Source organism: Pseudomonas iridis (assembly GCF_017980685.1).
Lineage (GTDB): Bacteria > Pseudomonadota > Gammaproteobacteria > Pseudomonadales > Pseudomonadaceae > Aquipseudomonas > Aquipseudomonas iridis.
This window is the reverse complement of the sequence record NZ_JACXXO010000012.1, coordinates 115,414-128,910: the sequence shown is the minus strand read 5'-3', so window position 1 is coordinate 128,910 and position 13,497 is coordinate 115,414. Positions and strand designations below refer to the sequence as shown.

Sequence of the window (13,497 nt, the reverse complement as noted above, 5' to 3'; positions counted from 1 at the left end):
GCCGTTCAGCCAAGAAACAGCTTATAGGCCGGGTTGTCGCTTTCGTCCCAGTAGGGATAACCGATTTCCGCCAGCGCCGCCGGCACCAGATGACGTTCATCGTGGGGTACTTGCAGGCCGGCGACCACACGGCCGTCCGCCGCGCCGTGGTTGCGGTAGTGGAACATCGAGATATTCCAGCGCCCGCCGAGCTTGTTGAGAAAGTTGAACAGCGCGCCCGGTCGTTCCGGGAATTCGAAGCGCAGCACCACTTCATCAACCACGTGCGCCGCGCGCCCACCGACCATATGGCGGATGTGCAACTTGGCCAGTTCGTTGTCAGTCAGGTCCAGCACCGGGAAACCCTGCTCGGTCAGGCTCGCCAGCAATGCACTGCGCGGGTCGTTCTCCGGGTGAGTCTGCACGCCAACGAAGATGTGCGCTTCGCTGCCGGTGTTGTAGCGGTAGTTGAATTCGGTGATCTGGCGCTTGCCGATGGCCTCGCAAAACGCCTTGAAGCTGCCGGCCTGCTCGGGGATGGTCACGGCGATGATCGCTTCGCGGCCCTCGCCCAGTTCGGCACGCTCGGCGACGTGGCGCAGGCGATCGAAGTTGACGTTGGCGCCCGAGTCGATGGCGACGAAGGTCTTGCCGCTGACGCCGCGCTGTTCGACGTACTTCTTGATCCCGGCCACACCCAAGGCGCCGGCAGGTTCGGTGATCGAGCGGGTATCGTCGTAGATATCCTTGATCGCCGCACAGATTTCGTCGGTGCTCACGGTGATCACTTCATCCACATGGTCTTTGCAGATGTCGAAGGTGTGCTGACCAATCTGGGCCACCGCCACGCCGTCGGCGAAGATGCCCACGGTCGGCAGCACGACGCGCTCACCGGCAGCCATCGCCGCTTGCAGGCAGTTGGAATCGTCCGGCTCGACGCCGATGACTTTGATGTCCGGACGCAGGTATTTCACGTAAGCAGCGATGCCGGCAATCAACCCGCCGCCGCCGACCGGGACGAAAATCGCGTCCAGCGGTTGCGGGTGCTGGCGCAGTATCTCCATCGCCACGGTGCCCTGCCCGGCAATGGTATGCGGATCGTCGTACGGGTGGATGTAGACGTAGCCTTTTTCGTCGACCAGTTTCAGCGAGTAGGCCAGGGCTTCCGGGAACGAATCACCGTGCAGCACCACTTTGCCGCCACGCGAACGCACGCCTTCGACCTTGATTTCCGGGGTGGTCTTGGGCATGACGATGGTGGCTTTCACGCCCAGCACTTTCGCCGCCAGGGCCAGACCTTGCGCATGATTGCCCGCCGACGCGGTGACCACGCCACGGGCGCGCTCTTCGTCGGTCAACTGGGTCAGCTTGTTGTAGGCGCCGCGAATCTTGAAGGAGAACACGGGCTGCAAGTCTTCGCGCTTGAGCCAAATGTCATTACCCAGCCGCTCGGAGAGCTGGCGAGCATTCTGCAGTGGGGTTTCTACGGCAACGTCATAAACGCGCGAGGTGAGGATCTTTTTGACGTACTGTTCGAGCATCGGAAAGCATCACTGAGCGGGTTGGGCGGGACCACGGAGTCTAACCCGGCTTTTGGGCACACGACCACACGAATCCAGAGGTTTTAGACAGTCTTGAGGCTATAATGCCGGCCTTTCCGTTCTCCCCTTGCCCGCTTCCGGAGCCCGCATGACCCAGGATCAACTCAAACAGGCAGTGGCGCAGGCCGCCGTCGACTTCATCCTTCCGAAACTCGACGACAAAAGCATCGTCGGTGTCGGCACCGGCTCCACCGCCAACTGCTTCATCGATGCGCTGGCAAAGCACAAGGGCGCGTTCGATGGCGCAGTCGCCAGCTCCGAAGCCACTGCCGCACGCCTGAAGGGCCACGGGATTCCGGTATATGAGCTGAACACGGTCAGCGACCTGGAGTTCTACGTCGACGGCGCCGACGAAAGCGACGCACACCTGAACCTGATCAAGGGCGGCGGCGCAGCACTGACCCGCGAGAAAATCGTTGCGGCGGTGGCCAAGACCTTCATCTGCATCGCCGATGCCAGCAAACTGGTGCCGGTGCTGGGCGAGTTTCCATTGCCGGTCGAAGTGATCCCGATGGCCCGCAGCCACGTCGCTCGTCAACTGGTGAAGCTGGGCGGCGACCCGGTGTACCGCGAAGGCGTGTTGACCGACAACGGCAACATCATCCTCGACGTGTTCAACCTGCAGATCACCAACCCGGTGGAACTGGAAGCGCAGATCAACGCGATTGTCGGCGTGGTCACCAACGGCTTGTTCGCGGCGCGTCCGGCGGATTTGTTGTTGCTGGGTACGAGTGAAGGCGTGAAGACGCTGAAGGCTGAGTAAGCCCAGACTGCCCTAAATTAATGGGCAGACGAATAAACCTGTGGGAGCGAGCCTGCTCGCGAAAGCGCCAGATCAGCCAACATTTTCATTGGCTGACACGACGCCTTCGCGAACAGGCTCGCTCCCACAGTGTTTTGTGGTGTTGGTCAGGGCTGTGCTGGTTTTTTGAACACGTAAAACAAGTTCGGCTCACTCACCAGATACAACGTCCCGTCATCATCCATCGCAATGCCTTCCGCCTGCGGCACGGTTTTCTGCAAGCCTTGCCGGCCCTTGTTCAGCGACATGGTGCTGAGCGGGCGACCGTTGACATCCAGCTCCAGAATCAGCCGCGACTCATCCGAGAGCGCCAGCAAATGACCGCTGCGCTCGTCGTATTGCAGGCTCGACAGATCGCGCACGAACATCCCGGCATCGCGTTTGGGGTTGTTGATCACGTGCACCGCGTAGGATTTTTCCGAATTGAAGTGAGGAAAGCCGTGCACTTCGTAGATCAGCATCGGGTCGCGCTCCTTGGCGACGAACAAGCGCTTGCCCACCGAGTCGTAGGCCAGGCCTTCAAACCCCTTGTTGCCGGTCATGTGCACACCGAGGGTCATCTGCTCGGCGTCCGCCGCGTCGAGAAAAGTGGTGTCTTCTTCCAGATGTATCTTGATCAGTCGCTGCTGACGCTCATCGGTGATCACGTAGGTGTCGGCGCTGATGAACTCGACTGCCTCCGCGTCACCGAAGCCAATCAGCGGGATGCGCCGCAGGATCTTGCCCTCCAGCGACAGCTCAACCAGTTCGGAATTCTTGTTGGTCACGGTGAACAGGCTGTCGCGCACCGGATCGTAGGTCAGTGCCGACACATCGTCGTCCAGCCCGTCGATGACGCGCGCTTCGATGTCCACGCGATACTGATCCAGGCCAATGGCCTCGCTGCTCAGCGGCTGCCATAGGGTGTGCAGGTTGAACCAGGCGCGTTCGAACAGGCGCATGTATTGGCCGATCGCGAGCAGCGCGATCAGGGCAATCACCGAAAGGATGAGCAACAGCGGTTTGGGGCGGGCAAGTCGACGCATTCGGGCGGGCTCGGATTCAAGGCAGGCGGATGAAATATCACGCCTGACTGAACTGAAGCTTAATGGCCACTTGCCTTGAACCACAAGACAACCTGTGTAGGCGCAGCCTTCGGCAGCTCCTACAGGGAGTGAGTTATTTGTGCTTTTCGAAGCGATAAAACAGGTTCGGCTCGCTGACCATGTACAGCGTGCCCACCTCATCCATGGTCACGCCTTCGGCGCGGGGAATGGTGTTCTTCAAGCCGTTGAAACCGCCGAGCAGAGTCATGAAGCTGACTTGCTCGCCCTTCTCGTCCAGTTCCAGCAACAGGTGAGAATCGGCGGACAGCACCAGCAGGTGGCCAGTGCGCGGATCGGTTGCCAACGCGGAGAGATTGCGGATATCCAGTTCATCGCTGGAGAGCTTCTGCTTGTCGCCTTTCAGGGTCTGACCGCCATCGCTTTTCCAGGTGAACAGCGCCGGTGGCCGTTCTTCACCTAGCAGCAATTGTTGGTTGCGCGGGTCCCAGGTGATCGCTTCGAAGGCCTTGTTCTGGTCTTTCGACGGGCCGAGGTCGTACTTGGGGAAATTGGCGATGTTCAGTTCACGGGTGTCGGCATCGACCTTGACGATCGACAGCATGTGCTCGCGCTCATCGACGATCGCCATCAGGCCGTTTTCCATGGCGCTCAGGCCTTCCGGATTGCTCCAGCCCACCAGCGGCATCTTGCGCAGCACCTCGCCTTGCAGGCTCAGTTCGACGAGGAACGGATTCTTGCCCATCACCGAAAACAGGGTTTTGGTCTGCGGGTTGTAGGCAAGGTCCGACGCTTCATCCTTCTTCATGCCCGGCAATGACTTGGCATCGATCACCACCCGATAGTCCGGCAGCCAGATGCTTTCCTTTTGCTCGGCCGGGCTTTCAAAGCGTTCCAGCACCCACAGCAAGCCCCGGTCATCCCAATGCATGGCAAACGCCAAGCCATACGCGGCGGCAATCGCCAGCAGCAACCAAGAATACCAGCGCATGGCGAAACGCGACCGGCGTGGGGATTTGAGCTGAGTTTGAGATGACATCAAGGGACGCTTTCCGAAAATTCAGGCTATGGGTAATAGCACAAAGAGGCCGGCTAGGACGCCAGAATTGCGGGAATTATCCAGACACGATGTGAAAAAAACGGCAAATGGCGGGATTGGCGTTTGCTGCAGGCAATTTTCAGGGCACCAAAAACCCTGTGGGAGCGAGCCTGCTCGCGAAGACGGAATGCCAGTCAGCAATGATGTCGACTGACCTGACGCCTTCGCGAGCAGGCTCGCTCCCACAGGTTGTGGCGCTTAGCGCAAGCTGCTGTTGAAGCTGTTGGCGCCGACCAGTTCGAGGACGATCTCATCGCCGACATTCAGCGGGCCGACGCCAGCCGGTGTGCCAGTCAGGATCACGTCACCGGCCTGTAGCGAGAAGCATCCGGCCATGTACTGGATCATCGGCACGATCGGGTTGAGCATCGCGCTGCTGTTGCCGTCCTGACGCACCTCACCGTTGATGGTCAGGCGGATACCGATGTCGGTCAGGTCAGCGAAGGTGCTGCCAACCACGAACGGCGCAAGCACGGCCGCGCCGTCGAACGACTTGGCGATTTCCCACGGCAGGCCCTTGGCTTTCAGCTCGGCCTGCTTGTCGCGCAGGGTCAGGTCCAGCGCCGGGGCGAAACCGGAGATCGCATCCAGCACTTCTTCACGGCTGGGTTTGGTCGACAGCGGCTTGCCGATCAACACGGCGATTTCCGCTTCGTAGTGCACCGAGCCACGCTCGGTCGGAATGCTGAAACCGCCGTCCAGCGGCACCACGCAACTGCCGGGCTTGATGAACAGCAGTGGCTCGGTAGGCACCGGGTTGTCCAGTTCCTTGGCGTGTTCGGCGTAATTACGGCCAATGCACACGACTTTCCCGATCGGGAAGTGAATGCGCGTGCCGTCGACGTACTGGTGCTGATAGCTCATTTACCGACTCCTGCCTTCATTGATTCATCAAGAATTACAGATCAAACCGCGAAGATCTTGCCCGGGTTCATGATGCCGTTCGGGTCGAACACCGCTTTGACCGCTTTCATGTACTCGATCTCGACCGGCGATCGGCTGTAGGTCAAGTAGTCGCGCTTGGTCATGCCCACACCGTGCTCCGCGGAAATCGAACCGTTGTACTTCTCGACGGTTTCGAACACCCATTTGTTGACGGTGGCGCACTTGGCGAAAAACTCGTCCTTGCTCAGGTTGTCCGGCTTGAGGATGTTCAGATGCAGGTTGCCATCGCCGATGTGGCCGAACCAGACGATTTCGAAATCGGGATAGTGTTTGCCGACGATCGCGTCGATTTCCTTGAGAAATGCAGGAACTTTCGAAACGGTGACCGAGATGTCGTTCTTGTACGGCGTCCAGTGCGAGATGGTCTCGGAGATGTATTCACGCAGTTTCCACAGGTTCTGCAACTGGGTTTCGCTCTGGCTCATCACGCCATCAAGGACCCAGCCCTGTTCAACGCAATGCTCGAAGGTTTCCAGCGCGCTGTTGGCCACTTCTTCAGTGGTCGCTTCAAATTCCAGCAGGGCGTAGAACGGGCAATCGGTTTCGAACGGCGCCGGTACGTCGCCACGGCCCATGACTTTGGCCAGAGCCTTGTCGGAGAAGAACTCGAAAGCGGTGAGGTCGAGCTTGCCCTGAAAGGCGTGCAGCACCGGCATGATCGAGTCGAAATCCGCGGTACCCAGCACCATCGCCGTAAGGTTTTTCGGCGCGCGATCCAGGCGCATGGTCGCTTCAACGACAAAACCCAGGGTGCCTTCCGCGCCGATAAACAGCTGCCGCAGGTCATAACCGGTGGCGTTCTTGATCAGGTCCTTGTTCAGTTCCAGCACGTCGCCCTTGCCGGTAACGACTTTCATGCCCGCGACCCAATTGCGCGTCATGCCGTAACGAATGACTTTGATCCCGCCGGCATTGGTGCCGATGTTGCCGCCAATCTGGCTGGAACCGGCCGAAGCGAAGTCCACCGGGTAGTACAGGCCTTTTTCTTCGGCGACGTTCTGCAAATGCTCGGTGACCACGCCCGGCTGACAAACGGCGGTACGGTCAGTGAGGTTCACGTCGAGAATCTGGTTCATGTAATCGAACGACACGACCACTTCGCCGTTGGCCGCCACCGCCGCGGCGGACAGCCCGGTTCGCCCGCCCGAAGGCACCAGCGCGACCTTGTGTTCGTTGGCCCAACGGACAACGGCCTGTACTTGCTCGATGGTCTTGGGAAACACGATGGCACTGGGCGCCGGGGCGAAGTGCTTGGTCCAATCCTTGCCATACGTGTTCAGGGAGTCGGCATCGGTCAGGACCTTGCCAGGCTCGACCAGGGTCTTCAGTTCATCAATCAGGGCAGGATTGGTCATCGACAGAACTCTCGAACAATTCATGGTCATCCTGAGAACGCTTCACGTCGCAGGAATGAGTGTTTAGCGGGGCGGCTATGCTAGCATACCGACCCCGCAGGCCAGTGCCCAACGGCCTTTCTGCGGTGACGGCTTTCCTGCCGTCGCGGTCAGCCTCTGTTGACCATTTCCTGCCATTTTTCTCCGGGATACAGGTTTACGCAGATGAGCAAGACTTCTCTCGATAAGAGCAAGATCAAGTTCCTTCTTCTCGAAGGCGTCCACCAATCGGCTGTCGACGTCCTCAAGGCGGCGGGCTACACCAGCATCGAATACCTGACAGGTTCCTTGCCGGAAGCCCAGCTCAAGGAAAAGATCGCTGACGCTCACTTCATCGGCATTCGTTCTCGCACCCAACTGACCGAAGAGATCTTCGATCACGCGAAGAAGCTGGTAGCCGTCGGCTGTTTCTGCATCGGCACCAATCAGGTTGACCTGAGTGCTGCCCGCGAGCGCGGTATCGCTGTGTTCAACGCGCCGTACTCCAACACGCGTTCCGTTGCCGAACTGGTACTGGCCGAAGCCATCCTGCTGCTGCGCGGCATCCCTGAGAAAAATGCTTCCTGCCACCGTGGCGGCTGGATCAAGAGCGCAGCCAACTCCTTCGAAATCCGCGGCAAGAAGCTGGGCATCGTCGGCTACGGCTCGATCGGTACTCAACTGTCGGTTCTGGCTGAAGGCCTGGGCATGCAGGTGTACTTCTATGACACCGTGACCAAGCTGCCGCTGGGCAACGCGACGCAGGTCAACAACCTGCACGAACTGCTGGGCATGTCAGACATCGTCACCCTGCACGTTCCGGAAACCGCTGCGACCCAGTGGATGATCGGCGAGAAGGAAATCCGTGCCATCAAGAAGGGCGGCATCCTGATCAACGCTGCACGCGGTACCGTGGTCGAGCTTGATCACCTGGCCGCAGCAATCAAGGACAAGCACCTGATCGGCGCCGCCATCGACGTATTCCCGGTGGAGCCACGCTCCAACGACGAAGAGTTCGAAAGCCCGCTGCGCGGCCTCGACAACGTGATTCTGACCCCGCACATCGGTGGCTCGACCGCCGAAGCGCAAGCCAACATCGGTCTGGAAGTGGCGGAAAAACTGGTCAAGTACAGCGACAACGGTACATCCGTTTCGTCGGTCAACTTCCCGGAAGTGGCCCTGCCGGCTCACCCTGGCAAGCACCGCCTGCTGCACATCCACGAGAACATTCCGGGTGTGATGATGGAGATCAACAAGGTCTTCGCCGAAAACGGCATCAACATCTCCGGTCAGTTCCTGCAGACCAACGAAAAGGTCGGCTACGTGGTGATCGACGTCGACGCCGAGTACTCGGAGCTGGCGCAAGAGAAGCTGCAACACGTCACCGGCACCATCCGTAGCCGTGTTCTCTTCTAAAGAAGCAGCGGCAAGCAACTAGCTTCAAGCGGCAGGTGAAAAGCGCTCTTGCCTTTACTTGCAGCTTGTAGCCAGCAACTCGAAGCTGAATAAAAAAGGGAGCCCCGCAGGGCTCCCTTTTTTATTTCACGTTGACGGTGATTTTTTCGGAAACGATCGTCGGGTCAAACGGCATATGGCCGCTGTCGCCAAGAATCAGCTGCAAGGTGTGCTTGCCGGGGGCCAGTTTGATGGTGGCTTCGGTCTGCGCCTTGCCGAAATGCATGTGGTGGGCATCAGTCGGGATAGGTGCGCCTTCAGCCGGCAGGTCGTCGACGTCAATCAGCAGATGATGGTGGCCGGTGTTCTTGGTGACGTCACCCGCGGGCGCCAGCGCGATGTTCTTGACGCCGAACTTGACCTTGAATTCCTGGGAAACCGTCGCACCGTCCTCGGGAGAAACGATGAACACTTCAGCATCTTTCGGCGCCGGCGTCGCCGCACTGGCCAATACCGAAACACCCATCAGCAAACCCGCCAACGCAGCACGTGACATAAAGCTTTTCATTTTCTTCTCCAGTTTTTCCGTAAAATCCGCACGGTCATGACAACTTCATGACCATTCGTTGTCGAAGGCACTCGACAACCATAGCAAAGCGAGCCTGAATCAGAGCATCGCGATAATGATTTCAAAGGAGTGACCATGCGCCTTTTGCCTGGCCTGATCTGCCTGATACCCCTTCTGAGCCCGCTGGCTCATGCCGAGCTGATTGATGACGTCAACGACCGTGGCGAGTTGCGCATAGCCCTGGAGGCTAATACACCGCCCTTCAATTTCAAGGAAGGCGACACGCTCACGGGGTTCGAGGTCGAGCTTGGGCAATTGCTGGCCAAGGAGCTGGATGTACGCGCCGACTTCATCGTTACCGACGCCGGCGATCTGCTCCAGGGCGTTGAGAGCGGCAAGTACGACGTCGCGCTCAACCACATAGCACTGACACCCGAACTAAAGGATCGTTTCGACTTCAGCGAGCCGTACAGCCAGATCGATTCACAATTACTGGCGAAGAAGGATGAGCAGCCGCGCCCCATGGTGCTGGTGCAGGCGCTGACCGAAACGAAGCCGGCAGAGAGTGCGCCGGTGGAATTGGCGATACCGTTTCAGAAGGGTAATCCGGCATTTCGCGCCAGCCTTGAGAGTGCGTTGCAGCGGATTAAGGCGGATGGGCGATTGGCGGCGTTGTCCGAGAAGTGGTTGAAACCGTAAGCCCCCGAAAGAGCCCCTCACCCTAGCCCTCTCCCAAGGGAGAGGGAACTGATTGGGGGATATTTCAGAGATACGCCGATCTGGGATGGCGTTATCGAATCCATGATCGACTGATCACTGCTTTGTCGAATTCATAATCAACCTGGTCTTTCAGGTCGATGTAAAGCTCCAGACACCTCGGTCGGCCCCCTCTCCCTCGGGGAGAGGGCTGGGGTGAGGGCAGCCATTGCGGATCAGCCCAAAATCTTTAAGGCCAGCGCTGCTCGCGGCAATTCAAGCTCACTGAAAACCTGCACACCATGACGTTTCAGCAGCGCAGCAGTAACCCCCTCACCACTGATCTTCACCCCACTGAACGTCCCGTCATACGTCAGCAGATTCCCGCACGACGGACTGTTGGCCTAGAGCACCGCCACCCGTATACCGTGCTTTTGCACCAGTTCCAGCGCCTGCCGCGCACCCTCCAGAAACTGCGCACTGACATCCTCGCCTTCAGTGGTCATCACCGCAGCAACACCATCGAGCACTTCACCCCCCTGCCCGCCCGGAATCTCCGCCGCTGCCCGCGGCGTCGGCAAGCCACCGGCCACTTCAGGGCACAACGGCACCACCCGTCCTTCGGCTATCCACTGCTCCAGCACATCAAACGGCCCGCTGGCCCCGCCGTCGTAACGCACGCGGTGGCCTAACAGGCAGCGGCTGACCAGAATCTTTTGCATGTCAGAAAGGCTCGTTGCCACGACGACGGAACCAGCCCGTCAGCGACAGGCGCTCGCGGTGGGCCGGCAGTACCTCATGCGGTACTTCGCCGGAGAGGAAAACCACCAGACAACCACCGGTAGGTTGCACATCATGAACGCGATCATCGCTCAGATACATGCGCAGCTGACCGCCATCCTCCGGCAGCCAGGCATCATTGAGGTAAACCACCACCGAGACCATGCGCCGGTCATCGTCGCGAAAACGGTCGACGTGCCTGCGATAAAACGCGCCCGGAGGATACAGGGCGAAATGGCACTCGAAGTCTTCAAGCCCCATGAACAAGCCACGGTTGAGCGCCTCGCGCAGGCTGTCCATCAGGTTCAGATAACGGTCACTGGCCTCAGCCTGCCCCGGATCGATCCATTGGATATGGTCGCCGCGGATGCCCTCGCGAATCTCTGAAAACGGCCCACGACCGACCGCCGCCGGCGCCAGCTCACCCTCGGCTTCACGTCTGCGGCATTCGGCCGCCAGCTCGCCGGTCAAACCGGCGGGCAGGAAAATGTTCTGCTGCGACCAGCCGTGTTCGGCCAGGTCGTCGACAATGCGCAACAGCAGCGGGTGTTCAGAGGATATTTGCATGGCGCGCATAGTATGTCGGCGGCAAGAAATCCGACAGAGCCACGCGGCGGCTTGTTACGAATTCTCGACAAGTCACGGCACCGCACGGAGAATAGTCCGCTGCTGACAGGAGTCCCTATGCGCCGTTTGCTTTTTTCACTGTTGATGTTCTGTGTTTTGCCCGCTTGGGCGGACGGCCACGATCAGCTGTACAAGGTCGCCGGCTGGCCAGAACAACGTGCGCATTTCAATGACGCCCTGAGTGCCGCGCAGCAGCGCTATCAAAACAGTCTGCCGCCCGCCGTGTTTCAAGCGCTGGTGAACAACAGCAACCAGCGCTTCGCCCCGCAGGCCATGGATCAACGCGCCGAGGCACAGCTACGGCAGAACCTCGCCGATCCGAAACCTGCGCTGTCTTTTTTCCAGTCGCCGCTGGGCAAGAAAATCGTTGCCGCCGAATTGCTCGCGACCCGCCGGGATCAACTGGCCAAGAACGCCAAGGGCCTGCCGAAAATGCCGGCCAGCGACAGCCGACTTTTGATCATCGGCCATCTCGCCCAGGCGCTGCCTGCGCGGGAGGCTGGCGCCGAGGTGAGCCTGGCGATTGCCGGGGTCGCGGCGGACAGTTTGAGTTCGATGATTCCGGGCCTGCTCGGTGGCGGTCAGGCGCAAGGCATGTTGAACGGTCAGCGTCAGCGCTTGATGGATCAGATCGGCGCGGACATGAACAACACGCTGCTCTACGTTTATCGCGATCTGTCGGATAACGAGCTGGAAGAGTTTGCGACGTTCGCCGAGTCCACCGAGGGCAAGGCGTATTACCAGGCCGCGCTGGCGGCGATCAGGGCTGGGTTGGCGGTGGGCCAATGATCTTCGTCGCCTGACCGGCCGCCATCGCTGGCAAGCCAGCTCCCACAGGTTTTTCGGGCGTTCACAAATCCGTGGTCGACTCAAAACCCTGTGGGAGCTGGCTTGCCAGCGATGAGGTCAGTAAATCCGCTAGAGATTCCGGCCCCTGATCCGCTTGCTCAGAAACTCGAAATATTCCTCACGCATATCAGCCGCCTCATTCGCCAGATGATGCCGCGCCTCGGGTAGCAGCAAGATCTGCGGTCGATCGAACTTCAACTTCAACACCTGCAGATTGTGCTGCCAGTCCACGGTCATGTCCGCCTGCCCCTGAATGATCAGCGGCCGTCGCGGACTTTTTCTGGCGAATTCCACCCGGTTGATCCAGCGTGACAAGGCCCCGACCCATGCCGTCGGCAAGCGCTTGGGCTGCAACGGATCGGCCAGTAGAAACGGCAGGAAATCCGGGTCGTTGGAGTTCTCGCTGAAGCGCCGCGCGATGCCCCTTACGAAAGGCCGCAGCAGGTAATAACTCAGCTGCGACCAGCCCCACGCCCGCGGTCGTACCAGTGGCGACAGCAAAATCACCTGACCCTGCGCCGGACTGTTCTCGCCATGATTGAGCACATGGTCGACGACGATGGCGCCGCCAGTGCTTTGTCCGCACAGGTGCCAGGGTTGCGGCAGGGCAATCGAATTGGCTTCGACGAACAAGGCTTGCAGCGCGTCCTGATATTCAGAGAAGTCGCGGATGCTCGCCCGCGTGCCGCTCGACAGACCATGCCCGGGCAAGTCGCAGGCGATTACCGCAAAATCCTGATCCAGCGCCCACTCGATCACATGCCGATACAGCCCGGTGTGGTCGTAGAAACCGTGCAATAGAAACAGCGTGCCCTTGACCTTCTCCGGCCACCAGCAATGGCTGACCAGTTCGTAGCCATCAACGGCGAAACGACCCATGCCGCGCCAGACATCACGCTCGGGAAAATCGGTTTTGTAGAAGCATTGATAGGCCTTGGCTTCGTCCGACAACGGCTGCCACTCAGCCAAAGGCTTGAGGCTGGCGCGTAATTGATCGGGGTCGAAAGTAGCGGGCATGAGGCAAATTCCAGAGCGGTGAACAGACTTTATCGGCTTGCGATATTCATCTGTCGCGGCAAGCATGGCAAGCTAGCCGCCCCTCAAGGATCGAAATACATGCGTTCGTCCTACCGCACCACACTGTTTGCCAGCCTGCTCGCGCTTGTGTGTGCCGGCGTGTTGTGGACGGCGTACGACTGGTTTCAGGGCCGGTACTTGCGCGCGTTCAGCGAGCACACGGCGGTTTTTTCCGGCGACCCGCTACGCCTGCCGGATAATCTCGCCGGACCTGGCAAGATTCGCCTGGTGCATTTCTGGGACCCGGCCTGCCCCTGCAACGTCGGCAATCAGCAGCACCTGACCGAGATGGTCGAGCATTTCAGCGCCAGAGGCGTCGAGTTTTTCGCGGTGCAGCGACCCGGCAGCCACGGCCAGTTGCCCGTCACTTTGAGCAGCCTGAAAACCATCGCGGTATTGCCCGGTGCCGAGCAGATTCCCGCCAGTCCCGCTGTAGCGATCTGGGACCGCAGCGGCAAACTCGCGTACTTCGGGCCCTACAGCGAAGGCCTGACCTGCAACTCCAGCAACAGCTTTATCGAACCGATCCTGAACGCGTTAACGGATGATCGCCCGGTGAATGCCACGCACACGCTGGCGGTCGGCTGCTATTGCCCTTGGCCGGTGCAGGCGCAATAAGGCATTCCGGACTTTTCAAGGACAGCGATGCACGGCACAGAAGGT

Annotated in this window: 13 protein-coding genes and 1 pseudogene; 5 read left to right on the top strand and 9 right to left on the bottom strand. The window is 59.6% G+C overall.

Annotation, left to right across the window (positions count from 1 at the left end; genetic code table 11):
* Window positions 1-5 precede the first annotated feature (5 nt).
* Complete coding sequence (gene ilvA / locus IEQ42_RS19560) at window positions 6-1,520, bottom strand: threonine ammonia-lyase, biosynthetic (protein WP_042561618.1); 1,515 nt, start codon at window positions 1,518-1,520, stop codon at window positions 6-8.
* A gap of 148 nt (window positions 1,521-1,668) precedes the next feature.
* On the opposite strand from ilvA, the gene rpiA reads away from it, so the two are divergent.
* The gene (rpiA, locus tag IEQ42_RS19555; RefSeq protein ID WP_042561619.1) at window positions 1,669-2,343 is read left to right on the top strand and encodes a ribose-5-phosphate isomerase RpiA; all 675 of its coding nucleotides are present in this window, start codon (window positions 1,669-1,671) and stop codon (window positions 2,341-2,343) included.
* Between the two features lie 146 nt (window positions 2,344-2,489).
* Here the strand turns inward: rpiA and IEQ42_RS19550 are convergent, their stop codons facing one another.
* From IEQ42_RS19550 to IEQ42_RS19535, 4 genes are all read right to left on the bottom strand, one after another.
* A complete protein-coding gene (locus IEQ42_RS19550; RefSeq protein WP_210704753.1) occupies window positions 2,490-3,407 on the bottom strand; it encodes an SdiA-regulated domain-containing protein in 918 nt (305 codons plus the stop codon).
* 133 nt (window positions 3,408-3,540) lie between these two features.
* Complete coding sequence (locus tag IEQ42_RS19545; RefSeq protein WP_210704752.1) at window positions 3,541-4,464, bottom strand: SdiA-regulated domain-containing protein; 924 nt, start codon at window positions 4,462-4,464, stop codon at window positions 3,541-3,543.
* A gap of 258 nt (window positions 4,465-4,722) precedes the next feature.
* Window positions 4,723-5,388 carry a fumarylacetoacetate hydrolase family protein gene (locus tag IEQ42_RS19540; RefSeq protein ID WP_210704751.1) on the bottom strand — a complete coding sequence of 222 codons (666 nt, stop codon included), beginning with the start codon at window positions 5,386-5,388 and terminating at the stop codon, window positions 4,723-4,725.
* Window positions 5,389-5,429: 41 nt separating this feature from the next.
* On the bottom strand, window positions 5,430-6,824 hold the full coding sequence (locus IEQ42_RS19535; protein WP_042561623.1) for an FAD-binding oxidoreductase: 1,395 nt from the start codon (window positions 6,822-6,824) through the stop codon (window positions 5,430-5,432).
* Between the two features lie 204 nt (window positions 6,825-7,028).
* Here IEQ42_RS19535 and serA point away from each other — a divergent pair, with 204 nt between their 5' ends.
* On the top strand, window positions 7,029-8,258 hold the full coding sequence (gene serA / locus IEQ42_RS19530) for a phosphoglycerate dehydrogenase (protein ID WP_042561624.1): 1,230 nt from the start codon (window positions 7,029-7,031) through the stop codon (window positions 8,256-8,258).
* A gap of 121 nt (window positions 8,259-8,379) precedes the next feature.
* On the opposite strand, the gene IEQ42_RS19525 is transcribed toward serA, so the two are convergent.
* The gene (locus IEQ42_RS19525) at window positions 8,380-8,805 is read right to left on the bottom strand and encodes a DUF4399 domain-containing protein (RefSeq protein WP_047304028.1); all 426 of its coding nucleotides are present in this window, start codon (window positions 8,803-8,805) and stop codon (window positions 8,380-8,382) included.
* Window positions 8,806-8,940: 135 nt separating this feature from the next.
* Between IEQ42_RS19525 and IEQ42_RS19520 the strand changes: the two genes are divergently transcribed.
* Window positions 8,941-9,504: a transporter substrate-binding domain-containing protein gene (locus tag IEQ42_RS19520; protein WP_210704750.1), complete on the top strand. Its 564-nt coding sequence runs from the start codon at window positions 8,941-8,943 to the stop codon at window positions 9,502-9,504.
* 233 nt (window positions 9,505-9,737) lie between these two features.
* Here the strand turns inward: IEQ42_RS19520 and IEQ42_RS19515 are convergent.
* Both IEQ42_RS19515 and IEQ42_RS19510 read right to left on the bottom strand, forming a co-directional pair.
* Window positions 9,738-10,223, bottom strand: a pseudogene (locus IEQ42_RS19515) (2-thiouracil desulfurase family protein).
* A 1-nt stretch (window position 10,224) separates the two neighbouring features.
* A complete protein-coding gene (locus tag IEQ42_RS19510; protein WP_210704749.1) occupies window positions 10,225-10,857 on the bottom strand; it encodes a 2OG-Fe(II) oxygenase in 633 nt (210 codons plus the stop codon).
* 108 nt (window positions 10,858-10,965) lie between these two features.
* Here IEQ42_RS19510 and IEQ42_RS19505 point away from each other — a divergent pair, with 108 nt between their 5' ends.
* The gene (locus tag IEQ42_RS19505) at window positions 10,966-11,697 is read left to right on the top strand and encodes a DUF2059 domain-containing protein (RefSeq protein WP_042561629.1); all 732 of its coding nucleotides are present in this window, start codon (window positions 10,966-10,968) and stop codon (window positions 11,695-11,697) included.
* Window positions 11,698-11,826: 129 nt separating this feature from the next.
* Here IEQ42_RS19505 and bipL read toward each other — a convergent pair whose 3' ends face one another.
* Window positions 11,827-12,774, bottom strand: coding sequence for a phospholipase BipL (bipL, locus tag IEQ42_RS19500; RefSeq protein WP_210704748.1), 948 nt, complete (start codon window positions 12,772-12,774; stop codon window positions 11,827-11,829).
* Between the two features lie 99 nt (window positions 12,775-12,873).
* On the opposite strand from bipL, the gene IEQ42_RS19495 reads away from it, so the two are divergent.
* Entirely contained in the window at window positions 12,874-13,452 is a 579-nt protein-coding gene (locus tag IEQ42_RS19495; protein WP_210704747.1) for a DUF6436 domain-containing protein, read from the top strand.
* Window positions 13,453-13,497 lie beyond the last annotated feature (45 nt).

What these genes read in the sequence shown, in the direction of transcription:
- serA (WP_042561624.1), top strand. Translation starts at nt 7,029, where the DNA reads ATGAGCAAGACTTCTCTCGATAAGAGCAAGATCAAGTTCCTTCTTCTC.
- bipL (WP_210704748.1), bottom strand. Translation starts at nt 12,774, where the DNA reads ATGCCCGCTACTTTCGACCCCGATCAATTACGCGCCAGCCTCAAGCCT.
- IEQ42_RS19535 (WP_042561623.1), bottom strand. Translation starts at nt 6,824, where the DNA reads ATGACCAATCCTGCCCTGATTGATGAACTGAAGACCCTGGTCGAGCCT.
- IEQ42_RS19520 (WP_210704750.1), top strand. Translation starts at nt 8,941, where the DNA reads ATGCGCCTTTTGCCTGGCCTGATCTGCCTGATACCCCTTCTGAGCCCG.
- IEQ42_RS19495 (WP_210704747.1), top strand. Translation starts at nt 12,874, where the DNA reads ATGCGTTCGTCCTACCGCACCACACTGTTTGCCAGCCTGCTCGCGCTT.
- IEQ42_RS19510 (WP_210704749.1), bottom strand. Translation starts at nt 10,857, where the DNA reads ATGCGCGCCATGCAAATATCCTCTGAACACCCGCTGCTGTTGCGCATT.
- IEQ42_RS19550 (WP_210704753.1), bottom strand. Translation starts at nt 3,407, where the DNA reads ATGCGTCGACTTGCCCGCCCCAAACCGCTGTTGCTCATCCTTTCGGTG.
- IEQ42_RS19505 (WP_042561629.1), top strand. Translation starts at nt 10,966, where the DNA reads ATGCGCCGTTTGCTTTTTTCACTGTTGATGTTCTGTGTTTTGCCCGCT.
- IEQ42_RS19525 (WP_047304028.1), bottom strand. Translation starts at nt 8,805, where the DNA reads ATGAAAAGCTTTATGTCACGTGCTGCGTTGGCGGGTTTGCTGATGGGT.
- IEQ42_RS19540 (WP_210704751.1), bottom strand. Translation starts at nt 5,388, where the DNA reads ATGAGCTATCAGCACCAGTACGTCGACGGCACGCGCATTCACTTCCCG.
- ilvA (WP_042561618.1), bottom strand. Translation starts at nt 1,520, where the DNA reads ATGCTCGAACAGTACGTCAAAAAGATCCTCACCTCGCGCGTTTATGAC.
- rpiA (WP_042561619.1), top strand. Translation starts at nt 1,669, where the DNA reads ATGACCCAGGATCAACTCAAACAGGCAGTGGCGCAGGCCGCCGTCGAC.
- IEQ42_RS19545 (WP_210704752.1), bottom strand. Translation starts at nt 4,464, where the DNA reads ATGTCATCTCAAACTCAGCTCAAATCCCCACGCCGGTCGCGTTTCGCC.